The organism is Streptomyces sp. GSL17-111 (assembly GCF_037911585.1).
Classification (GTDB): Bacteria; Actinomycetota; Actinomycetes; order Streptomycetales; family Streptomycetaceae; genus Streptomyces.
The window spans coordinates 1,410,010-1,432,598 of record NZ_JBAJNS010000001.1 but is presented as its reverse complement, the minus strand read 5'-3'; the positions used below and the strand labels follow the sequence as shown (position 1 = coordinate 1,432,598).

Below are 22,589 nucleotides of genomic sequence, written 5' to 3'. Positions count from 1 at the left end.
GGGGCGAACTCCGTCCAGGGCCTGCGGGCTCTCGAACCGACAAGGATCATTCATGCGCCACACGATGCGTGCCGGTGCCGCCGGCGCCCTGCTCCTGGCTCTCCTCGCCACCGCCTGTGCGGGGGAGGACTCCGGGGACGAGGTCACCGTCTACAGTGCGGACGGACTCAAGTACCAGAGTGGGGACGGTTTCTACGACCGGGCGTTCAAGCAGTTCGAGGAGGAGACCGGCGTCAAGGTCAACTACGTCGAAGGCGGCTCCGGGGAGGTCGTTCAACGCCTGACCCGCGAACGCAACAACACCAAGGCCGACGTCCTGATCACCCTGCCCCCGTTCATCCAGCAGGCGCAGAGCCGGGGACTCCTCGACGCGTACCGCCCCGCCGGCTGGGAGAACATCGCGGACCCGGACAAGGACGCCGACGGCATGTGGACCGCCGTGGTGAAGAACTACTTCTGCTTCATCTACAACACCGAGGAACTCGACTCCCCGCCGGAGACCTGGCAGGACCTGCTGGACAGCTCCTACAAGGGTCGCTTCCAGTACTCCACCCCGGGCGTCGCGGGAGACGGGACCGCCGTCGTCATCAAGAGCATGCACGACTTCGGCGGTCTGGAACCCGCTATGGAGTACCTGGAGAAGCTGCAGGTCAACAACGTCGGTCCCTCCGCCTCCACCGGCGCGCTCGTGCCCAAGGTGGACAAGGGCGAGTTGCTCGTGTCCAACAGCGACGTCCAGATGAGCTTCGCCAACCGCGAGGCCATGCCGAACCAGGACATCTTCTTCCCGGCGATGGAGGGCAAGGCCCCGACCACGTTCTCCCTTCCCTACGCCGGAGGGCTGGTGAAGGGGGGGCCGCAGCAGGAGAACGCCCAGAAGCTGCTGGACTACCTCGTCAGCCCCGAGGCGCAGGAACTGATCAGCGACGCGGGCGGCGGCTTCCCGTCCCGCACCGACGTCACTCCCCAGGGGGAGTACGCCGAGCGGGCACGGAAGGCCTTGGACGGGGTGGAGATCTTCACCCCTGACTGGAGGACCATCGACAAGGAGCTCGACTCCTACCTGGAAGCCTGGCGCGAGGCCACCGGGAGCTGAGCCTCCGATCCACGGTCACCCGCTGAGCACCTGCTCAGCCCGGCCGGCACCGTGGTCCGGCCGGGCTGAGGGGTGCGACCACAGTCCCGCATCCCTCAGCCGGGGCATCACGCCCTCACCGAACCAGTACGCCTCCTCCAGGTGGGGATGGGAGGAGAGCACGAACTCGTCGACCCCCGCCCGGTGGTACTCGGCGATGCGGTCGGCGACCTCCTCGTGACTGCCCACGAGCGCCGTTCCGGCGCCTCCTCGGAAGAGACCGATTCCGGCCCAGACGTTGGGGTAGATCTCCAAACGCTCGGCGCTTCCCCGGTGCAGGTCGAGCATCCGGCGCTGCCCCTCGGACTCGCTGCGCCGCAGCCCTTCCTGGATCTTCCGGATGGTCGACTCGTCGAAGTCCGCGAGCAGCTTCCGGGCCACCGACCACGCCTCCGCCGATGTCTCACGAGTGATCACGTGCATCCGCACGCCGAACCGGGGTGTGCGGCCGTTGCGTGCCGCCAGGCCACGGATCCACTCGATCTTCTCGGCCACCTGAGCGGGCGGTTCGCCCCACGTCAGATAGCTGTCCACGTGCCGGGCCGCCACCGCGCCGGCCGCCTGCGAGGAGCCACCGAAGTAGATCTCGGGCACCGGGTCGGGGAGCCGGGAGAGCCGGGCCTTCTCGACCCGGACGTGCTTCCCCTCGAGGTCCACGGTCTCGCCGGCCCACAGGCCGCGCACGACCTGGAGGAACTCGTCGGCCTGGTGGTAGCGCCCGTCCTTGTCGAGGAAGTCACCGTAGGCCCGCTGCTCCCAGCTCTCCCCGCCGACGACGACGTTGATCAGCAGGCGACCCGCCGAATGGCGCTGGAACGTCGCGGCCATCTGAGCCGCCAGCGTGGGACTGACGAAGCCGGGACGGAAGGCCACGAGAAACTTCAGCCGCTCGGTCGTCTGCGCCAGCATGGCCGTCGTGAGCCAAGCGTCCTCGGTCCAGGACCCCGTCGGGGTCAGGGCCCCGGCGAAACCGAGCTGTTCCGCCGCCCGGGCCACCTGGGTCAGGTATCCGATCGACGCTTCGCGCTCCTCGCCGACCTTGGCCAACGCCAAACCATGTCCTCCGCCCACGAAATGGCGACTGTCTCCGTAGGTGGGGAGGAACCAGTGGAAGGTGATGCTCATGTTCTCTCCGTTCTGAAGGAGTGCCGGGTCCGGCACCGCGGATACCGGCCGTACCTGACGGTCACGCCAGGGGGCTGAAAGCCGGGTTCGTCGTACGTGTGGCCTCACGCGAAACGAGTGAGGCGAACTGGCCGACGCGGGTGGTGAGCTGGGCGGCCACCTCGGAATCGATGAGCACCTCTCCGCCGTCCTGTCGCGTGAGCAGGCGGTCGAGTACGAAGTAGCCGCGGAGCACGTGATCCGCACCCAACGCCGTCAGCACGGGACGCAGGGCGTAGTCGATGGAGAGCACGTGGGCGGTGCTACCGCCGGTGGCGAGGGGAAGCACCGGCTTGCCCGCGAGGGCGGACTGCGGGAGAAGATCCAGCAGGACCTTCAACAGGCCGCTGTAGGCGGCCTTGTACACGGGCGTCGCCACGATGATGCCGTCCGCCTCCTCGACCGATCCGACCACGTCCCGGATCGCGAGATCGGCGCTGTCGGCGTTCAGCAGCGCCGCTGAGGGCAGATCGCGCACGGCCACGCTCCGTACGGACAACCCGGCGTCGCTGAGCCATCTCTCCACGTGCCTGAGCATGGCCGCGGTGCGTGAGTGGGCTGACGGGCTTCCGTGGAGCATCAAGATTGTTGCCATGGTCCACGCCTCCCAGGGCGTCGTGTGCGAAACGGATCAGGCGTCCTGCTCGGTGAGAGTCCGGATGAAGCGCTCCTTGATCTCCTCCGCCGACAGCGCGCTGGTGGCGCGTGGGGGCACAGCGCCCGAACGCGGCCGGGTGGGGACCGCGCACAGGTGCGGGCCGTCGCATTCCAGCGCGGTGCGGAGGAAGGCGTCGAGCTCTCCGGGTGTCGCGCACCGCTGCACGTTCCGGTAGCCCATGGCCTTGGCCACGTCGGGGAAGGAGGTGGTTCCGGACGTCGTTCGCTGCCCGCCGGTCGACTCGTGGAGGCCGTTGTCCAGGACGACGTGGACGAGGTTGGCGGGTACCTGATCCCCGATGACCGACAGGGTGCCCAGGTGCATCAGTGCCGCACCGTCCCCGTCCAGCACCACCACGGTACGTTCAGGCCTGGCCAGAGCGACGCCCAACGCCAGAGCGGAGGCGTGCCCCATCGAACCCTGCATGTAGAAGTTGCCCGGCCCGTCCGCCTCGGCGAAGACCTCCCGGGACGTGTAGCCCGTGGTGGAGACGAGCACGGCCTCCTTGGCCCGCTCCCTGACGACCCCGATCGCCTCCACGGACGTCATGCGCCCGGTGTCCGCGACCTTTGTCCCGGAGCCCGCCGCCTTGCCCACGGCCCCCCGCTCAACGAGGACGAACGGGGGCCTTCCGGCCTTGAACTCGTCCAGCGCCGCGTCCAGCACCGAGTGGTACCGCTCCACTCCGTCGTCCGCCCGCAGCGTCCAATGGGGGAGACCCAACTCGTCGAGCAGGGGGTGGCACAGCGGCCCCATCACCTCGTGCTGCGGCTCGTCGTCGGCCGGATCGGGCCAGCCGCGCATGCTGACGAAGGTCAGCACGGGAAGTCGGTAGGTCATGACCAGAGAGGTCAGCGGGTTGATGAGGTTTCCCAGGCCCGAGTTCTGCAACATGATGTAGGAAGCGCGTCCCGCCAGGGAGAATCCGGCTGCGACCGCCAGGGCCGCGCCCTCGTTCGCGGCCGGCACGTACTGTTTCCCGTGCTCGCCGAGCAGCGCGATCGGCCCCCCGAAATGCGAGCAGGGCACCCCGCTGGACGCGGTGAATCCCCGCCCTTCGAGCGCGTCGACGAACTCCTGAGCTGTGATCAAGGTGAAGCCTCCTTGGACGACGGACGCGTTCGGGCATCCGCCACGGGTGAACTGGTTCGGGTCACCGGGCCCACGGCGGTCGGGACTCGATGCGGACCACGGCGCAGCTGAGGGAGACACCGCCGCCGTGCGCGATCAGCAGGACGTGGTCCCCCGGCCCCACCTGGCCGGTGGTGACCAGGTGGTTCAGGCCGACGACCTGGTCGTTGACGGTGAGGTGACCCAGATTCCGGCCGAACTCCAGCAGGCCGCGCTCGACGTCGATCCCGATGGGGTCGAGGATCACCTTCAGGTAGCTTTCCTGGCCGGTGAAGACGTGGGTCACCCGGGTGACCTCGGTGACGTCTATGTCCGCTTCCGCCAGTGCCTGCAGGGCGATGTGGGTGCGCAACTCGCCCTGCCGCTGCACCACCTCCGCGACGGTCTCCTCCACCCCCCTACGGCTGGCGAATCGCTCCTTCATGTTCATGCGCCGCCCGACCGTCAGGGACGGGGGGAAGATCGGTTCCGCGCCGCGGTACTGCTCCTCGACCTCGGAGGTCGAGGCCGCGGTGACGGACAACAGCCTGGCGAACCCCTCACGTTTGGAGAGCACCACGCTGCTGGCGGCGTCCCCGAGTACGCCGTTCTGGATGCCGAAGTCCCAGCGGTTGTAGTTCGGCGTTCCGACGTTGTCGGCGCCTGTCAGCAGCGCGGCGGTCCTTTGCGGCGAAGCCAGCAGGTACGAGGCCGCCAGGTCGAAGGAGCCCACGAGACCGTTGCACGCCTGCCAGACGGAGAAGGCCGGCACGTCCCGGTCCGTGACGTGCCTCAGGATGTAGTGCTGGGCGGACCATCCCTCCGGGCCCTGTTCGAAGAAGCCCGCGTGCAGGTGCAGGTCGATGTCCGAGACGGGGTGCCCGGAGCGGGAGAGTGCCTCGCGCGCGGCCGAGACGGCCATGTCGGGAGCGGGCGTGTCACCGGCCACCGCGGCGCCCGTCCAGCCGTACCACTCATGGTCGGCCGCGTCGTACTCGCCGCGGGCGACGGCTTCGCCCGCGTCCACGCTTGGGGGGAGATGGACGCCGATGCCGGACAGAAAGATCCCTGGGGTTTTCATGGGGTGAGTTCTCCTCGCGGGCGGCGGTCAAGAGGTCGCGGCGTGCGGTGCGTGTGCGGCACGCAGGTCCGTGACGACCTCGCTGATGGTGTGGTCGCCCAGGGGCCCCGGCAGTGAGAGCCGGATGCCCTGCCGGGTCTCGATCCGTCGGCGCAGTTCAACCGACATCAGGGAGTCCAGCCCCATGCGTTTCAAGGGCTGGTCGACGCTCAAGCGCCTTCCGCTGAGGCCCAGCACCTCACCGGCCTGCTCGACGACCGCTTCTTCCAGCGCGTCCTCCGTCGCCGTACGGCCCGAGGTGGTGGAATCGTGCGGCGAGGTGACGGCCTGCGGATGTGGGGGCCGTGCGGTCAGCGGTACGCCCTCCTCGTGCACCGGGGACGTGTCGTCGGCGGCATCGGGTACGCCGACGAGCTCCTCGATATCGACCGGCCCGCTTTCCAGGTCGGCCAGCCAGATGCGTGGCGGTGCCGGGAAGGGCACGTGGTGCAGGGTGCTGAGGAGGTGGGAGACACTGCGCAGGCCCAGCCCCTGGGCGCGCTCGCGCTCCTTGACCGTGGCGTCCTGCGGCAGGCCGGCGTCCAGTCCCCACAGGTGGACGATGCCCGAGCACGGTCCCCGCTGCGCGACGTCGCGGAGCACGGTGCGCATGTGGTCGGGACGGTCGGGGTGCATCCGGTACCGGTCCGGGCCGGTCTGCTTGAGAGTCGTCGCGACGGTGGCCACGACCACCCGCTGGCCCCGTTCGCGCAGCTCCTTGACCAGGGTGCGCCCGTGCGGGCCGCTGTCGGCGAGAACGAGCCACGTACCCGCCGCCGTGTCCCCGCCCGGACCGGCGATGTGCCGGTGGTCCGGCCGCTGTGCCGGACGTCCGGCCTCCGGCGCGGGTAGCCAATGGGAGACACGCCGCCACGGTGTGGGCGGAAGGGGGACGAAGCGATGGTCGTCGAACAGGTGTGGCCAGTGCACGGAAACGCCGTGCGTGTTCACCTCGGCCAGTGAGGTGAGCAGGGCCCGAAGCTCGTCCTCCTCCCGGCGCAGTGAGGGGACCGCTGCGACCTCCCTTCCCAGCGACTGCGCGGTCTCCCTGATGCTGTGGACCAGCACGGGGTGGGGGCTGATCTCGATGAAGACGGTGTCGGTGTCCGTGATCTGGCCGGTCACGGCGCCGAGGAAGTCGACGGGCTCGCGGATGTTGCGGGCCCAGTAGCCGGCGTCCATACCGGAACCGTCGACGACTTCGCCCAGGGCGGTGGAATGGAGCGGTACCGAAGCCGTCCGTGGTCGGACCTCCCGCAGGGCTTCGGTCAGTTCGTCGCGAACCGTGTCCATCTGCGGACAGTGGGAGGCGAAGTCGACGTTCACCCACCGGTTGGGTGTCCCGTCCCGGTCGAGACTCCGCAGAATCTCGGCCAGAGCTTCTCGTTCCCCGGAAAGCAGCGTGGAGGCGGGACTGTTGCGGGCAGCGATCCACACCCGTTCTTCGTGGCCCACCAGCGCCTTGGCCGCGTCCTCGGCGCCCAGGCGCACCCACGCCATGCTGCCCTGCCCGCTCAGCCGCCCGGCGAGTTCGCTGCGGCGGCAGATGACGGCCGCGGAGTCGGCCAGGCTCAGGGCGCCCGCCGCATGGGCCGCGGCGGCTTCGCCCATGCTGTGCCCGATCACCACATCCGGCTCCACGCCCCAGTGGCGCCACAGTGCCGTCAGGCCCACTTCCATCGCCCACAACGCGGGCTGGACGACGGCCGGCTCGGCGAGGCGGTCCTCGGAACCGGTCCGCAGCAGGTCCGTCAGGGACCAGCCCGCCTCTTCACGGATGGCTGCGTCGCAGGCGGCGATCGCTTCGGCGAACACCGGCTCGGTGGACAGTAACTGTCGGCCCATGCCCCTCCACTGGCTGCCCTGCCCCGGGTAGACGAAGGCGATGCGCGGAGCGTGTGGCGACGCGCCCTCGGTGAAGGAACCACCGACCGGATGCTCACCACCGACGAAGCTTCGCAGCTGCACCAGCGCGTCCTCGTGCGAGGCGGCGGGCAGGGCCAGCCGACAGGGTCCGAGCTCTCTGCGGACCGCGGCACTGCGGGCCACGGCCCCCCACACGTGCCCGCGTCCCTTCCCGCCGGGAGCCAGATAGCGGGTCCAGGAGACGGCCAGGTCGTGCAGCCGCTCACGGTTGGCAGCGGAGAGCAGGAGCATCCTGGGGCCGGTGTCCGACTCCGGAGTGGGAGGGGGTGCCTCCTCCTCGTCGACGGCCCGCAGCACGACATGGGCGTTGGTACCGGAGAAGCCGAAGCTGCTGACCGCGGCGTGCGCGGGGCGGCCTTGGGGGTGCAGAGGAGTTCTCTCCCGCGGGACGCGGACCGGCGAGCGGTCCCCCGCGACGGCCGGGCTCGGTTCGTCGACGTGCAGACTGGCGGGTACCTCTCCGTGCTCCAGGCACAGCACCGCCTTGATGAATCCCGCGATCCCCGCTGCTGCCTCCGTGTGTCCGATATTGCTCTTGACGGAGCCCACCAGACATGGGGTGTCGACCGGCCGGTCGACACCCAGTACCGAGGCCAGCGCTTCCAGCTCCACCGGGTCACCCACGCCGGTGCCGGTACCGTGCGCCTCCACGTAGTCGATGTCCCGGGGTGCGACGCCGGCGTGCCGGTAGGCCCGCCGCAGCACCTGCTCCTGCCCGTCGACCCCGGGGGTGACGAGGTACCCGCTCGACTGTCCGTCGTTGCCCGCGGCGCTGCCCAGCACCACGGCACGAACCCGGTCCCCGTCGGTCAGCGCCTGCTGCAGCGGTTTGAGGATGACGGCGCCCACCCCGTCGCTCCGCACGAACCCGTCAGCGGAGGAGTCACCGAACTTGCAGCGCCCATCGGCGGCCAGCATTCCGGCCTCGGAGAATATGACCGTGTCATCGGGAATGAGTACGAGATTGACACCTCCCGCGACGGCGGTCGTGCACTCGCCGGACCACAGGCTCTGCAGCGCGAGGTGCACGGCCACCAGCGAGGACGACGCGGCCGTGTCGACGGTGAGGCTGGGACCGCGCAGGTCCCAGACATGGGCCAGTCGACCCGAAGTGACGGCGCGTGAGGCCGATCCGGTCATCTGGTGGATGTCGGCGGGCGCGGCACCGCGGCGCAGCAGACTCCAGTAGTCGTTCCCCAGCTGCCCGATGAACGTGCCGGTGCACGACCCGGCGAGGCGGTCGGCGGAGAACCCCGCGTCGTCCATCGCCTCCTGCACGGTCTCCAGGAGCAGTCGTTGTTGCGGGTCCATCCGTTCGGCCTCACGGGGTGATATGCCGAAGTGCTCCGCGTCGAAGGCGTCGACCCGCTCAAGGAACCCACCCCACCTGCCGGAGGTTCGGGAGGACAGGTCCGCGAGGTGGTGTCGTTCGGCGGGGACCTCACGGATCGCGTCCTCGCCCCGGCACAACGACTCCCACAGCGCGTCGACATCGGCCGCACCGGGGAACCGGCCGGCCATCCCGACGACGGCGATGGGTTGCGGGGCACCGCCCCTGCGATCGGCGGTCTCGTGGGGTGCTGCGCTGGCTCGCACTGATGATTCCTCTCCGTCGAGGGCCACAGCGGTCCCTCCGGCCCTTGCGGGGGCGCGGTGGGTGCCTGCCTGCTGACGAGACGGAGCCGTTGGTGCGAGAGGACTCGCTGCTACACGAGAGGCCGTTGGCTGTGGCTCCGTCTGTCGTGACACGGACGGAAGCGCGGTCCAGTCGCTTGACCGGATGCGGGACGCGTCCGGTCGACTGGGAGGTGCACACTTCCGTAGGCGCGGGAGGGGAAGGGCGCAGCCGGTACGGAAGTCGTACGGAAAGGGGCGTCCCGGTGAAGAGGGACGGCGTGCCTACATAGATACGTGTCTAGAGTGACATCCGTCGAAGTGGGTGACAACAAGGTGCCCTGTGAGCAACGTCACCTGGAGTCGTGGTGTCCCCGGTGGTTGAGAAGTGGCTCATCATCCGCTATCGCGCGTTTCCTCTGGTGCTCCCGCCGAGGTGCGGGTGACGTTGCCGGCGGTCAGGTCGAGCAGGAGGCGCACCGACTCGGCGAGCGTGTCGCAGCAGAGCGAGTACTCGTGGCTCCGGCCGCACTGGGTCACGGTGACCAGGCTTTGTTTGCGCAGGCTCGTCAGGTGGTGACTGACCAGCGGCTGGCTCAGGCCTGTCGCCTCCTGGAGCTCCTTCACCGTTCGGGCCCTCTGCCCCAGAAGCATGATCAGCAGAAGTCGGTTCTCGTCCGCTATGGCCCGGAGGATGGGGGCCAGGCCCAGCGCCTGGTCACGTTCCCGCGGGTGACGGGCCGACGCGTCGGCGCTCGCGCGGCTCCTCGGTCGTGGCGGCATGGAGGTCTCCTCAGGAGCGGCGTCGCAGCCTTATCAACAGTTTGCGCTGTTGATACTAGTCAATAGTGGATGTTCGCGGTGGTGGAACGGCAGGGTTGGGTGCCAATTCAGCCACGAGGTAGCGGCTGCTGGAAGGGAGGCGCGTTCCCCGCGCGCTCCGGCGTCACGTTCCGTGACGACCCGTTGCGGGGTGGTGCGAGGGGTGGCGGGCGGGGCCCCGGCCGGGGCTGGGTCCGTCGGCGCCCGCGAGAGGGTACGGCGGGCTGTCGAGAGCATATCGGCCAGGCGGCAGCGTATGGGGTGCGGCTGGCCGGGTCGGGTTCTCCCGCTGCGCTCAGGGGGCTCGACCGTTGGCCGGCACGCGATCCTGGGTGCGGGTGACGCCCTGGTCGACCCGGCGTCACCGGCGCGCCCGTCACCTTGGGTTGTCACTGATCGCGTCACCCACGGGCTTCCGTCAAATGGCCAACTCTCGACTACTCGGCCGTCCGCAAACCCATTAATGATTGCTGATGGGTCGGGAAGGGCTCAGTCGGTAAGCGGTCGACCACTCGTGCTCCCCAGGTGGGTTCCGGTGATGACAACGTCCAGACCGCGCAACGTGGCAGAGCAAGAAGAGCGCCAACTGTGGGCGCACGGAACAGGATTCACGGTGTCCGTTCCCTGCGGGCCGGTCGTGGCCCGCAAGGCCGGTCTCCTCGGCTCTCGACAGGTGATCCTGTCGGACGGTTCCTGCACCGAGCGGTGACTGACGTACGGGCGGCCCCGGCAGGTCGAAGAGAGTTGGGAGAAACGATGAGCGCAACATCGGACCCGCGTCTTGAGCAGGACGCGGTGACGGTCGTGCCCTCCGGAAGCATCAGCGCCGAGGCCACGCCACCGGGCTCGAAGAGCTACACGAACCGCTACCTGGCCATCGCCGCCCTCAGCGGTCGGGAGACCCTGATCGAGGGAGCCCTGCTCTCGGACGACACCCGGTACTTCGCGCACGCCGTCGCCGCGTTCGGACACGTGCGCACCACCATCGACGAGGAGCGCTCCAGCATCCTGGTGGAACCGACCGGTGAAGCGATGCGCGCGCCGGCGGAGGACGTGTACATGGGAGGCGCCGGCACGCCTCTCCGTTTCCTGATCGCCATGGCGGGCCACGCCGAAGGTACGACCACCATCACGGGTAACGCCCGCATGCAGGAGCGGCCCATGGGCGACCTGCTGTCCGCCCTGCCGATGCTGGGCGTGGAGGCTGTCGCGGTGCGTGCGAACGGGTCGCCGCCCGTACGCGTCACCGGCGGCACGTTCCACGGCGGCCGGACGCGGATCAGCGGCTCCGTATCCAGCCAGTTCACTTCGAGCCTGCTGATCAACTCGGTCCGCGCCGCGAGCGACACCGAGATCGAGATCGTGGACGACCTGATCTCCCAGCCCTACGTCGAGATGACCATCGCGGCGCTGGCCGAGATGGGCGTGCGGGTCGAACGTGACGGCTACCGGAGCTTCTCCGTCCCGAGCGGACAGCAGCCACGCGGCGGCCGTGTGGACGTGGAACCGGACGCTTCCGGAATGTCCTATCTGCTCGCCGCCGCCGCCGTCACCGAGGGAGAGGTGTCGGTTCCCGGGATCGGGGCCGACTCCCGGCAGGGAGACGTCGGCCTGGTCGAGGTACTGGCGCGGATGGGATGCCGTACCCAGGTGAACGGCGGTTCCGTCACCCTGAAAGGGGGGCCGCTGCGCGGCATCGACATCGACATGGAGGCCATGCCGGACGTCGTCCCCACCCTGGCGGTCGTCGCGGCCTTCGCCGAAGGAGATACGCGCATCACCAACATCGGCTCCCTGCGTGTCAAGGAGTGCGACCGCATCGCCGCGGTCACGAACGAACTGCGCCGCATGGGCATCACGGTTCACGAGTCCGCTGACGCCATGCACATCGTCGGCGGCGTTCCGCACGGTGCGGCCATCGACACCTACGACGACCATCGCATCGCCATGAGCTTCGCGGTCGCGGGGCTGCGCACCGAGGGGGTCACCATCAAGGACCCGGGCTGCGTCGCCAAGTCGTTCCCCGGCTTCTGGCGGGTCCTCGACCGGCTCCACCCTGAGAAGGCGAGTACGGCATGACGGGCCTCGGCGCCTCGGGTTCCCCGGGTGTGCTTCTCGTCCTGGACGGATGGGGGCACGCCGCGCCCGGGCCGGGGAACGCCCTCGCTCTCGCGCGCACTCCCTTTCTGGACGGGATACGGGCGACCTGCCCCGCCGGGCTGCTCCAGGCGTCCGGGGAAGCGGTCGGCCTGCTCCCCGGCACCGTCGGAAACTCCGAGACGGGTCACTTGGTCATCGGCGCCGGCCGAGCACTGCCCTATGACAGCCTGCTGGTCCGGCAACAGATCGATTCCGGGGCCATGCGCGCGCATCCGCGCTTGAACGCGATGTGTGCCGCGGCGGCGTCGGAGGGGCGGGCACTCCACCTCATCGGCCTCTGCTCCGACGGGCAGATCCACTCCGATCTCGACCACCTGGGGGTCCTTCTCGCCGTCGCGGCCGAACACGACGTGCCGCAGGTCTGGGTTCATGCCATCACCGACGGACGGGACGTGGCGGACGGAACCGCGACGCGCTACCTCGCGCGAGCCGAGCGGCTGATGGCGGATGCGGGAACCGGGCGTCTGGCGACCGTGATCGGCCGTGGCTACGCCATGGACAAGTCCGGCAGGAACGACCTCACCGAGGCCGCGGTCCTGGCCATGGCCGACGGGCACGGGCGCCTGAGGGACCACCTCCAGGAGGCCGCGGTGCACTCCGACGGAGGTGACGAGTGGGTACCGCCCAGCGTTCTGGCGGGGACCGGAGGCCGACCGGCCGTGACGATGGCGGATCAGGACGCGGTCCTCTTCTTCAACTTCCGTAGCGATCGCGTGCAGCAGTTGGCGGACGGCTTGGCCGACCATCTGGAGCGGAGCGGCAGGAAGGTCTCGCTGGCGAGCCTCGCCCAGTACGACACCCGCACCGAGATCGAGTCCCTGACCCGCAGGGCCGACGCCTCCGGGGGCCTCGCCGATGAACTGGAGCGCGCGCGCCTGCTCTCGGTACGCATCGCGGAGAGGGAGAAGTTCGAGCACGTCACGTACTACCTGAACGGCCGTGACGCCCGCTCGCGAGTCACGGAGGAGCACGTCCGGGTCGACACGGGCCAAGCTCCCGACTACCGGAGTCGGCCTCAGATGGGCGTCTCCGACGTCGTTGACGCGGTGTGCGCCGCTGCGGCCCGGAGCGACGTCGCCCTGGTGGTGGCCAACCTCGCCAACATCGATGTCGTCGGTCACACCGGTGATCTGGAGGCGACGGTGCGCGCCGCCGAGCACACCGACGCGGCGGTCGCCCGTATCGCCGCCGCGGTAGCGGAGCAGGGGCGCTGGATGCTGGCGGTGGGTGATCACGGCAACGCGGAGCAGATGTTCCAACGCGGCCCGGACGGCGAACTCCTGCCGTACGGGGGACACACCACCAACCCGGTACCCGTTGTTCTCAAGGGGGGAGCGGAACAGCTCGCGGGCGTGGGCCTGGCCGAGGGCGGTTCCCTGGCGGATGTGGCGCCCACCGTACTGAAGTTGCTGGGCCGTGAGCCCGGCGCAGCCATGAAAGGAAGCCCTCTGCTGTGAACGCGACAACGACCTCGGCATCGCGCTCGTTCCACGTAGCCCCGGTCACCCGGCAGTCCCAACACGTGCCTCAACGGCTCCTCGACGTGCTGTGCTCGTTCGCCTCCGGCGCCCCCGCCACGGATACGGGCAACGTGCTCTGCCACCCGGCCGTCGCACCGGTCTTCGCCGCTGACGCCGAGTTCCGCGCGATCGCTCTGGGCGACGGCCTGTGGGCGGCGGTGAGGTCCGGCACGGACGGTGGCTGCCGAGTTCTGGCGGTGCACAACGTGGCCGCCTGCAAGAGCCGCTTCACGCTGCCGGCCGGGTTGCGTCGGCCGGGGCTCGGGCTGCGGTTCCTGTGCGGGGAGACGCGGACGCTGCACAACTCGCGGGGTGAACCCGTCTGCGAGTTGGAGCCGCATGGCTTCGTCTGGTTGGCATCCTGCGACAACGACACGTCCCGGATCGAGGCCACATCACCTCTGTGCTGAAGACGGAGGTGCCGTAGGGGGACCGGAGGGCCGGCCCCCGAGCTGCGGCTCCCCGCCCCGGTGCCCGAAGCCGACACGGAACAACGGGTCCTGGTCGACTCCCGCAGTCCGTCGAGTGCCTGCGCGGCTCGTGGCAGACGGCGGCGGGCCGACCAGGGGCAGCCGTTGGTCGGCCGACGTCCGTGCGCGAGAACAGGAGACCCCGTGGACGACTACTCCGCCATGTACCGCCGAAGTCTCGACGCCCGAGAGGGCTTCTGGGCGGAGGCCGCGCGTGCCGTCGCGTGGCACCGGCCTCCCCGCCAGGTGTTGGACGGCACAGGTGCTCCGTACCACCGCTGGTTCCCCGACGGCCTGCTCAACACCTGCTACAACGCCGTCGACCGCCATGTCGAAGCGGGCTGCGGCGACCGTGTCGCGCTGCTGTACGACTCTCCTGTCACCGGCGCCGAGCAGAGTTACACGTATGCAGAACTGAGAGATCAGGTTGCTCGTTTCGCAGGGGCACTGCGCGGGTTGGGGGTGCACAGGGGCGACCGAGTGGTCCTCTACATGCCCATGGTTCCGCAGGCAGTGATCACGATGTTGGCCTGCGCCCGCATCGGTGCGGTGCACTCCGTCGTGTTCGGGGGCTTCGCAGCACGCGAACTGGCCAGCCGGATCGAGGATGCTCGCCCCAAGGTCGTGGTCTACGGCTCCTGTGGTGTCGAGCCCCAGCGGATCGTGCGGTACCAGCCCGTTCTCGACGAGGCTCTACGCTCCGTCAGCCTTCGACCGCGCGTCGTTGTGCTGCAAAGAGAGGAGTGTCGTGCCGAGGTGCGCCCGGGAGACCTCGACTGGGAGGCAGCCGTGGCCGCCGCCCGGCCCGCGGACTGCGTACCGGTGGCCGCGACGGACCCGCTGTACGTCCTCTACACCTCCGGCACCACGGGAGGGCCGAAAGGCGTCGTACGGGACAACGGAGGCCACGCGGTCGCGCTGACGTGGTCGATGCGGCACATCTACGACGTCGGCGCCGGGGAGGTGTGGTGGGCGGCGTCCGACATCGGTTGGGTCGTCGGGCACTCCTACGCCGTCTACGCGCCACTGCTGGTCGGTGCCACCACCGTGATCTACGAAGGGAAGCCGGTCGGCACACCGGACGCCGGCGCCTTCTGGCGAGTCGTCGCCGAGCACCGCGTAGCGGGGATGTTCGCCGCTCCGACGGCGCTGCGCGCCATCCGGCAAGCCGATCCGCTCGGTCGGCTCGCCCGGTCGCGGGACCTGTCGTCGCTGAGGAACCTGTTCGTGGCGGGTGAGCGATTGGATCCGGCGACCCACCGCTGGGCGAGTGACCTGCTGGAGGTGCCGGTCGTCGACCACTGGTGGCAGACGGAGACCGGTTGGCCGATCTGTGCGAGTCTGCGAGGCGCCGGGGGCCGCCCCCTCAGACAGGGTTCGCCCGGCCTTCCTGTCCCGGGCTTCGACGTGCGGGTCCTGGACGAGCAGGGGCGCCCGGCGAACCCGGGCACGGAGGGAGCGATCTGCCTGCGGCCGCCGCTGCCGCCCGGGACCCTGACGGGTGTGTGGGGAGACGAACGCGGCTACATCCGGTCCTCCCCGCACCCGTACGCGGGCCACTACCTCACCGGCGACAGCGGCTACGTCGACGACGAGGGGTACGTGTACGTCATGGGCCGGACGGACGACGTGATCAACGTCGCGGGACATCGGCTGTCCACCGGGGCGATGGAAGCCGTGGTCGGAGCCCATCCGGATGTCGCCGAATGCGCGGTGATCGGCGTGCGGGACGAGCTGAAGGGCCAGGTGCCGCGCGCGTTGGTCGTGCTGAAAGCGGGGTCCGCGTCGGACCTCGGTGACCTGTGTGCCGACCTCGTCACCCGTGTACGCGAAGAGGTGGGGCCGGTCGCGTCCCTGAAAACCGTGGATGTCGTCGACAGGCTGCCGAAGACCCGGTCCGGGAAGATCCTGCGCAGAACCATGAGAGGAATCGCCGACGGGCGCGAGGAGCCGATTCCCCCCACCATCGAGGACGCAGACGTGCTGGAGAACCTGCGGGGGATTCTGCGGCCGAGGTAACCGGGAGTGTGTGCCTCGGACTTGCCACGTGGCGTCGGGCCCCTGGGTGCTACTTGGCAGGACCACTCATCGGTGCAAACATGTATTCATGCTGAATGCCGGGCTCGAAGAGCCGAGCGAAAAGCCGTCGAAGGCTTGGTCGGATGCGGTGGTGTCCTGCTGCGCCCCACTCGCGTCGCAACCCATCTCGGAAGCGGGCGCGGAAAGAGCAGCGGCGATGTTCAAAGCGTTGTCCGACCCGATTCGCCTTCGGCTTTTCTCTCGTGTGGCTTCTCATCCTCACGGTGAGGTGTGCGTGTGCGACATATCAGATGTCGGAGTTTCCCAGCCTACGGTCAGTCACCATTTGAAGAAGCTGAGAGAAGCAGGGCTGCTCACCTCGGAGAGAAGGGGCACCTGGGTCTACTACCGCAGCGCGCCCGGCGCCCTCGCGGTGCTCGCCCTCCTGCTTCGCGGCCAGGACTAGCAGGACGCACTCATCCATCAAGGACGGGCCCGTGATACCCCGAGGAAATCCGGGAAAATTCTCCACCTCCGTCGTGGTCATCAATGCCCCGCCAGCCGATACCGAGCCCTCGAAGACCAGCGGGTGTAAAGAGGCGCGCGCGGCGTACAGCGCCGCCGTGTAGCCGGCCGGGCCGGACCCGATAATGATGACGTTGCGTGTGTCACTCAACGTGAAATCTCCTCTGTATGGTTGGTGAGCCCTCGATGTTCGGTCACCGAGCGGTTTCATTTCGGGCGGAAGTAGACGAACACTCGCTGCTGCTCGCTTTTCCTGGGCGACTGAGGCAGACTCTTGATCTGCTCGTTGTAGCAGTATTTTGTGCAAGCGTCCGTGATATGTCGATGGGCCGGTGGTCCGATGTTCGGAAACGAGCTCGATCGAGATCCAAGGGCGAATATCTCCGTACGCCTGAGAGGGGAAACGAGTGCAGCGCACTGCGGTTGTCACCGGAGCGAGTAGCGGAATAGGCGCGGCCACCGCCCGGGCCCTTGCGTCGGCCGGGTACCGGGTGATCCTCGCCGCCCGGCGCTCGGCACGCGTTCAGGAGGTGGCCGAGGGCATCACCGCGTCGGGAGGCCAGGCGGAGGCCAGGACTCTGGACGTCACCGACCGAGAGGCGACCGCCCGGTTCGCCGCTTCCCTCGAGCGGTGCGACGTCTTGGTGAACGTCGCCGGCGGAGCCTTCGGAACGGAAGAGGTGGCACAGGCGGTGCCCGGGGACTGGCGGCGCATGTTCGAGGTGAACGTCCTGGGCACCTTGCACATGACGCAGGCGCTGCTCCCTCTCCTCAGGGCCAACCGTGACGGGACCGTGGTGGTGCTCACCTCTACCGCGAGCTTCACCAACTACGAGGGCGGGGGCGGCTACAGCGCGGCCAAGCACGCCCAGCACGCACTCACCGAGACGCTACGGCTGGAAGTATGTGGTCAGGACCTCCGCGTCATCGAGATCGCACCGGGAATGGTGTACACGGAGGAGTTCTCGCTCAACCGCTACCGGGGGAACCGGGAACAGGCGGCAGGGGTCTACGAGGGGGTGGAGGAACCGCTCAGAGCGGAGGACGTCGCGGACACCGTGCGGTGGGCGGTGACTCGGCCCCGGCACGTCAACGTCGACCTCTTGGTCGTTCGCCCCGTTGCCCAAGCCGCCCAGCACAAGGTGCACCGCACGTCCACGAAGGAGACGTAGCCGCCTCGACGCCTCTCCCCGCTGCGGAGCGGGGAGAGGCGTTCTCGGCGAGGGGGCTGAGGTGGGGGAGCCACGCAGGACAAGCCCCCTCGCTCATCAGCGTCGAGCGTCCTCCGCGGAGGTGTCGCGCTGGCCTTCGGTGCCGCAGCACGGGCTGTTGGCCCCGCTGTCCGGGGACGCGGCGGCCGTCTCCTGCGGCTCGTCCTTCTCTTCGACGATCTGCACGCTGCAGCAGTCGCTGTCGGACTTGTCCGATCCGAGGAGGCGGCTCAGCACGCCGCCCTTCTTGCCGGAGTTGCTCATGGTGGCTTCCCTTCTTGTGAACCGGTCCGGGCCGTGCGCCCGTTGACCGCGGGTGGTTGGTCCGCTAGGGGTGTGCACCGGTCCGCAGCGACGGCCTTGTGCTCTCGGTGCCGGGGTCGGGGTCGTCGGACTCCATGGCGAATGCCGCGGGGTCCGACGGGGTCGAGGTCAGTGCGGCCAAGAGGCGCGCCGGTTCCCTGAGGCTCGAGCAGCAGAGCGCGTAGACGTTGCTGCGGCCTCGCGGAAGTACCGTCACGAGTCTCTGCTCCCGCAGTGGAGCGAGGTGGTGGCTGATCAGCGTCCTGCTGAGCCCGGTCAACTGATGCAGCTCCTTGACGGTGCGGGAGTCGATTGCGAGCAGCAACAGCAGCGTCAGGCGGGTTTCGTCGGCCATGGCTCGAAGCATGGGGGCGAGTTCCCGCGCCTGATCGCGTTGGGGGAGCGGCCGAATGGTGGAGGCCTTGCCCATTGCGCTTGGTCGCATATGACCAGCAAAACATGCACGAGGTCAGCTGTCAACAGTGAGAGTTGTTGATAAGAGAAAGTGTTGGTGGGGAGGTCGGGACGGGCCTGTGGTCCACGGTGGGGCGGGCCTACGCCGCGGCTCCCCTGCGCGGAAGCGTGCCGACCCGCACGGTCGTCCGTCGTGCGCACCCGCTCCCGCTGCTGGCGGAGAGCCCTTCGTCACCCACTCCCGGACCGGGTACCCAAGGAACTGGCGGCAGCGAGGAAGGAACACCCGGCGAGGAGGGCGAACATCGGGGCGTACCCGCCCAGGGGGGCGACCAGTACCGCTCCGACGAAGGGGGCCAGGGCGGCCGCCGTCGTGGTGGGGGCGGCCAGGAGGCCCGAGAGCCGACCGTAGTCCCGAGTGCCCCAGCGGTCCGTGACCGCCGTGGCTTGCAGCAGGGTCAGGTTGCCGCGGATCATCCCCGCGGTCACGGCCAGGGCGATCAGCACGGGGTACGGCCCCGGGGTCACCGACAACGCGAGGGTCGCGGCGCCGCTGAGGGAGATCAGCACGGTCATCCGGGCCACGGCTCCAAGGCGTCTGGCCAGCGTGGCGTACAACGTCCGGCCGATCGTCTGGCCGGCGCCACCCAGTCCCAGGGCCCAAGCCGCTTGCGCGGTGGTGTAGCCGCGCTCAAGGAAGAGCGGGACCAGGGCGATGACGACGGCGGAGGTGGCCAGGGCTGACAAGGTCAAGGACAGTGCCAGCATGCGGAACGGGCGGCTGAGCGCCGCCCTCGTCGCTCCGACCGCATGGTGCGGCTCCCGGGGGAGCGGCGGCGGCCAGGGTGCGCGCAGGGCTGTGAAATGAGTGGGCACGGTCACGGCTGCGACGATTCCGGCGAGAATGAGGTAGGTCGCCCGCCAGGACACGTGCTCGGCGAGCGCCGCGGTGAGTGGCGCGAAGATCGTGGAGGCGAGCCCGCCCGCGAGCGTCAGCACGGTCAGCGGGCGGATGTGGCCAGGTGCCCACCAGCGGGTGATGGCGGCGAAGGCGGGCTGGTAGAAGGTCGCCGCCATCGCGACCCCGGCCAGCAGCCAGCCGAGGGTGAAGACGACCAGGTTGGGGGCGCGGGACACCACCGCGAGGCTGACAGCTCCGACGGCGGATCCGCCGGTCATGATCGTGCGAGGTCCGTGGTGGTCGATCACGCGCCCGACACGGATGCCGACCAAGGCCGAGACCAGGAGCCCGAGGGAGAACCCGGCGCTCGTCGCGCCGGCGCTCCAACCGGTGTCGGCGACGATCGTGGGGTTGAGGACCGGGAAGGCGTAGTAGACGGCCCCCCAACTGATCACCTGGGTCAGGCAGAGCGCGGGGAGCACGGCGCGGGGCCGTGAGCGGTCCTGACCGCTCACGGCCCCCTCGCTGGTCGAGGCCGTCATGAGCCGCAGCAGCCACCCGACTGTTCCGCGCCCGGCGCGGAGTCCGGAGCCACGCCGGCTTCGCGGGCGGTGGCACCGGAGGCCCCGGACTCCGGTCCGGTGCAGCACTCGCCGGCACCGTGGTCGGTCTCGACGGTGTCGAAGAGGCCGGCGCCTCCGCACACACCGGTCTCCGGGAGGACGAGTTCGACGCGGTCGGCCGAGGCGAGGTCTCCGGCCAGGGCCGCGGCGATCGAGCGGACCTGTTCGTAGCCGGTGAGCGCGAGGAAGGTCGGTGCCCGGCCGTAGGACTTCATCCCGGCCAGGAAGAGGCCCTGTTCCGGGTGCGACAGCTCGCGGTGTCCGTGGGGGTAGACGGTGCCGCAGGAGTGCTGGTTGGGGTCGATCAGCGGTGCCAGTTCCGTCGGGGCCTGCAACCGTTCGTCGAGGCGGAGACGGACCTCCTCCAGGAAGGACACGTCGGGACGGAAGCCGGTGAGCACGACCGCCTCGTCCACCGGCCCCACGCGCCGCCCGTCCTCGCCGACGAGGACGAGGTGTCCGCCGGAACCCCGCTCCACCGCCTCGACGCGGAACCCGGTGACCGGTTCCGCGTGGCCGCTGTCGACGGCCGACTTGGCGGCCAGGCCCAACGCCCCACGGGCGGGCAGTTGGTCGGCCGTGCCGCCGCCGAAGGTGGAGTCCGACATGCCTCGGCGGAGGACCCATACGGCGTGCGTGCCGTGCCCTTCCGGGCTCTGCGCGAGGTCGGCGAGCATGGCCAGAGCGGTGAAGGCCGAGGCGCCGGAGCCGATGACGGCCGTGCGCCTGCCCGCGTACCGGGCGCGGACCTCAGGCCGTGCGAGGTCGGGAACGCGGTAGCTGATCCGTTCGGATGCGACGTCCTCGCCCAGGGCGGGCAGCCCGCTGCCGCCGGCCGGACCGGGAGTGGACCAGGTTCCCGACGCGTCGATGACGGCGCGGGCCAGGAATCGCTCACGGTCGCCGTCGCCACGCTGCACGTGGACGACGAAGGGCTGTTCCTCACGCTCGGCATCGACCACCCGGTCGCGTCCTCGCCGGGAGACACCCGTGACGGTGTGGCCGTAGCGCACCTTCTCACCCAGGACATCCGCCAAGGGCTGAAGGTACTGCTCGGCCCAGTCCGATCCGCTGGGGTAGGTCTGCGGAGCCGGAACGGACCAGCCGGCGGGGGCCAGCAACTTCTCGGCGACCGGGTCGACGACTTCGGCCCAGGTGGAGAAGAGCCGGACATGACCCCACTCGCGGACGGCGGTGCCCGCCGTCGGCCCGGACTCGAGGACCAGGGGTTCGATGCCCCGTTCGATCAGGTGAGCGGCTGCGGCCAGGCCGACGGGCCCAGCTCCCACGATGACGACAGGGAGCTGATGAGGACTCATGGCGTGCCTCTCTTCGTGCGTGCGGTGGCGGACGGGGTGGCCGACGATCTCGGCGGCGGCCGCATGAGGAATCCTGCATCTTGATTTGACGGGCGTCAAGATAGATGATAATCGAATTAGGAAGTGTGGTCTCTCTCGTCGGAAACCTCGTGCGCGCCCGGCCGGCCCCGGACCGTTGCGACTGGACGGCTCCTCGACGAGTCCTCTTGTCGCGTCGAGGTGGGGTTGGCGCCGGCGTGGTCTGATGTGAGATTGTCGGCCTGTGATGACATCAGTCTGTACTGATTTAATTCGGGTGGCCGCGGACCCGATCGGGTTCCGGATCGTGTCCCTCCTGCCTCATGGGAAACTCTGTGCAGGTCAAAGGCACTCGGTGTACCGCAGCCCGGAGTCCCGGACCGTGATCAGTACGGGCACCGGCAGCCTCGTTCCGCGGGCCCGGGTCCGGGCCCGTACGGAGGCGGGGTCCCCCAGCCCCACGGACCCGACGCTCGCCCACGGGGAGGTCGCCGCGTGATCAACGCGACCGACGTGCTGGTGATCGGCGGCGGCCAGGCAGGACTGGCCGCCGGATACCACCTCCGCCGTGCGGAACTCGACTTCGTCATCCTCGATGCGCAGAACGCCCCGGGCGGGGCGTGGCAGTTCGGCTGGGACTCCCTGCGGCTGTTCTCGCCGGCGGCCTTCTCCTCGTTGCCCGGACGCCTGATGCCGGCCCAACCGGGCGAGGAGTACCCGGACGCCGAGCACGTGGTGACGTACCTGACGGACTACGAGCGCCACTACTCTCTCCCGGTCCACCGCCCGGTTCGGGTGCGAGCGGTGGACCGGGACGGCCCCCGGCTGCGCGTGGAGACGGACCAGGGAGACTGGTCGGCCCGCACCGTCATCTCCGCGACCGGGACCTGGTGGCGCCCCTTCATACCCGCGGCCCCTGGCAGCGGCGTCTTCCAGGGGCGCCAGTCGCACACCGTCGGCTACCGCTGTCCGAGCGATTTCGCCGGACAGCGCGTGCTCGTCGTCGGCGGAGGCAACTCCGGAGCACAGATCGCCGCAGATCTCGCCCTGGACCCTGCGGTGGACCTGACCTGGGTGACCCAGCGCCCGCCCCGACTCCTCGCCGACGACATCGACGGCCGTGCCCTCTTCGACGCCGCGACCGCGCGCCGCCGCGCGTTGGACGAGGGGCGCGGCGATACCGGTGGTGTCGCGTCCTTGGGCGACATCGTCGCCGTTCCCCCCGTCCGTGCGGCCCGGGACAGCGGTCGCCTGAAGGCCCAACCGATGTTCCAGCGCATGGAGGCCGAAGGCGTCCGGTGGCCCGACGGTACGACCGCCCGAGTCGATGCGGTGATCTGGTGCACCGGCTTCCGCCCCGCCCTCTCCCACCTCGCTCCCCTCGGTCTGCGCGGCCCCGGGGGGCGACCGGCCACCCATGGCACACGCGCCGTCGGCGAGCTGCGCCTGCACCTGCTCGGCTACGGGGACTGGACGGGGCCCGCCTCCGCCACCCTCATCGGCGTCGGCCGCCCCGCCCGCGACGTGGCCCGCGAGGTCGCGCAACTGCTCGCCTGA

General features: G+C 69.6%; 18 protein-coding genes and 1 pseudogene. 8 read left to right on the top strand and 11 right to left on the bottom strand.

Going from position 1 to position 22,589, the window contains the following annotated elements; translation table 11 throughout:
* Nucleotides 1-52: 52 nt before the first annotated feature.
* A complete protein-coding gene (locus V6D49_RS06030) occupies nucleotides 53-1,096 on the top strand; it encodes a 2-aminoethylphosphonate ABC transporter substrate-binding protein (protein WP_340557774.1) in 1,044 nt (347 codons plus the stop codon).
* Between the two features lie 15 nt (nucleotides 1,097-1,111).
* Here V6D49_RS06030 and V6D49_RS06025 read toward each other — a convergent pair whose 3' ends face one another.
* The 6 genes from V6D49_RS06025 to V6D49_RS06000 all read right to left on the bottom strand — a co-directional run bounded on the left by V6D49_RS06025 (nucleotide 1,112) and on the right by V6D49_RS06000 (nucleotide 9,510).
* Nucleotides 1,112-2,260, bottom strand: coding sequence for an LLM class flavin-dependent oxidoreductase (locus tag V6D49_RS06025; RefSeq protein ID WP_340557773.1), 1,149 nt, complete (start codon nucleotides 2,258-2,260; stop codon nucleotides 1,112-1,114).
* 61 nt (nucleotides 2,261-2,321) lie between these two features.
* The gene (gene ssuE, locus V6D49_RS06020; protein WP_340557772.1) at nucleotides 2,322-2,894 is read right to left on the bottom strand and encodes an NADPH-dependent FMN reductase; all 573 of its coding nucleotides are present in this window, start codon (nucleotides 2,892-2,894) and stop codon (nucleotides 2,322-2,324) included.
* A gap of 36 nt (nucleotides 2,895-2,930) precedes the next feature.
* Nucleotides 2,931-4,049 carry a phosphonopyruvate decarboxylase gene (gene aepY, locus V6D49_RS06015; protein ID WP_340557771.1) on the bottom strand — a complete coding sequence of 373 codons (1,119 nt, stop codon included), beginning with the start codon at nucleotides 4,047-4,049 and terminating at the stop codon, nucleotides 2,931-2,933.
* Between the two features lie 61 nt (nucleotides 4,050-4,110).
* Nucleotides 4,111-5,148, bottom strand: coding sequence for a ketoacyl-ACP synthase III family protein (locus V6D49_RS06010; protein ID WP_340557770.1), 1,038 nt, complete (start codon nucleotides 5,146-5,148; stop codon nucleotides 4,111-4,113).
* Between the two features lie 27 nt (nucleotides 5,149-5,175).
* Nucleotides 5,176-8,709, bottom strand: coding sequence for a type I polyketide synthase (locus V6D49_RS06005; RefSeq protein WP_340557769.1), 3,534 nt, complete (start codon nucleotides 8,707-8,709; stop codon nucleotides 5,176-5,178).
* A 414-nt stretch (nucleotides 8,710-9,123) separates the two neighbouring features.
* Entirely contained in the window at nucleotides 9,124-9,510 is a 387-nt protein-coding gene (locus V6D49_RS06000; protein WP_340557768.1) for an ArsR/SmtB family transcription factor, read from the bottom strand.
* A gap of 795 nt (nucleotides 9,511-10,305) precedes the next feature.
* Here V6D49_RS06000 and aroA point away from each other — a divergent pair.
* The 5 genes from aroA (at nucleotide 10,306) to V6D49_RS05975 (ending at nucleotide 16,184) form a co-directional block, all read left to right on the top strand.
* Nucleotides 10,306-11,628, top strand: a complete 1,323-nt coding sequence (aroA, locus tag V6D49_RS05995; RefSeq protein ID WP_340557766.1) for a 3-phosphoshikimate 1-carboxyvinyltransferase — start codon at nucleotides 10,306-10,308, stop codon at nucleotides 11,626-11,628.
* Nucleotides 11,625-13,166, top strand: a complete 1,542-nt coding sequence (gpmI, locus tag V6D49_RS05990) for a 2,3-bisphosphoglycerate-independent phosphoglycerate mutase (RefSeq protein ID WP_340557764.1) — start codon at nucleotides 11,625-11,627, stop codon at nucleotides 13,164-13,166. The genes aroA and gpmI overlap by 4 nt, the downstream gene beginning before the upstream one ends.
* A gap of 65 nt (nucleotides 13,167-13,231) precedes the next feature.
* Entirely contained in the window at nucleotides 13,232-13,639 is a 408-nt protein-coding gene (locus V6D49_RS05985) for a hypothetical protein (RefSeq protein WP_340557762.1), read from the top strand.
* 204 nt (nucleotides 13,640-13,843) lie between these two features.
* Entirely contained in the window at nucleotides 13,844-15,718 is a 1,875-nt protein-coding gene (locus V6D49_RS05980) for an AMP-binding protein (RefSeq protein WP_445330472.1), read from the top strand.
* A gap of 88 nt (nucleotides 15,719-15,806) precedes the next feature.
* On the top strand, nucleotides 15,807-16,184 hold the full coding sequence (locus V6D49_RS05975; protein ID WP_340557760.1) for an ArsR/SmtB family transcription factor: 378 nt from the start codon (nucleotides 15,807-15,809) through the stop codon (nucleotides 16,182-16,184).
* A gap of 12 nt (nucleotides 16,185-16,196) precedes the next feature.
* On the opposite strand, the pseudogene V6D49_RS05970 reads toward V6D49_RS05975, so the two are convergent.
* Nucleotides 16,197-16,394 (bottom strand): annotated as a pseudogene (locus tag V6D49_RS05970) (FAD-dependent oxidoreductase); the annotation flags it as partial.
* A 256-nt stretch (nucleotides 16,395-16,650) separates the two neighbouring features.
* Between V6D49_RS05970 and V6D49_RS05965 the strand changes: the two are divergent.
* A complete protein-coding gene (locus tag V6D49_RS05965; protein ID WP_340557758.1) occupies nucleotides 16,651-17,415 on the top strand; it encodes an SDR family oxidoreductase in 765 nt (254 codons plus the stop codon).
* A 96-nt stretch (nucleotides 17,416-17,511) separates the two neighbouring features.
* Here the strand turns inward: V6D49_RS05965 and V6D49_RS05960 are convergent, their stop codons facing one another.
* The 4 genes from V6D49_RS05960 to V6D49_RS05945 all read right to left on the bottom strand — a co-directional run bounded on the left by V6D49_RS05960 (nucleotide 17,512) and on the right by V6D49_RS05945 (nucleotide 21,014).
* Nucleotides 17,512-17,718, bottom strand: a complete 207-nt coding sequence (locus tag V6D49_RS05960; protein ID WP_340557756.1) for a hypothetical protein — start codon at nucleotides 17,716-17,718, stop codon at nucleotides 17,512-17,514.
* A 64-nt stretch (nucleotides 17,719-17,782) separates the two neighbouring features.
* Nucleotides 17,783-18,124, bottom strand: coding sequence for an ArsR/SmtB family transcription factor (locus V6D49_RS05955; RefSeq protein ID WP_445330621.1), 342 nt, complete (start codon nucleotides 18,122-18,124; stop codon nucleotides 17,783-17,785).
* A 278-nt stretch (nucleotides 18,125-18,402) separates the two neighbouring features.
* Nucleotides 18,403-19,614, bottom strand: coding sequence for an MFS transporter (locus tag V6D49_RS05950; RefSeq protein ID WP_340557753.1), 1,212 nt, complete (start codon nucleotides 19,612-19,614; stop codon nucleotides 18,403-18,405).
* Complete coding sequence (locus tag V6D49_RS05945) at nucleotides 19,611-21,014, bottom strand: FAD-dependent oxidoreductase (protein ID WP_340557752.1); 1,404 nt, start codon at nucleotides 21,012-21,014, stop codon at nucleotides 19,611-19,613. The genes V6D49_RS05950 and V6D49_RS05945 overlap by 4 nt, the downstream gene beginning before the upstream one ends.
* Before the next feature lie 513 nt (nucleotides 21,015-21,527).
* Here V6D49_RS05945 and V6D49_RS05940 point away from each other — a divergent pair.
* Nucleotides 21,528-22,589 carry an ArsO family NAD(P)H-dependent flavin-containing monooxygenase gene (locus V6D49_RS05940; RefSeq protein WP_340557750.1) on the top strand — a complete coding sequence of 354 codons (1,062 nt, stop codon included), beginning with the start codon at nucleotides 21,528-21,530 and terminating at the stop codon, nucleotides 22,587-22,589.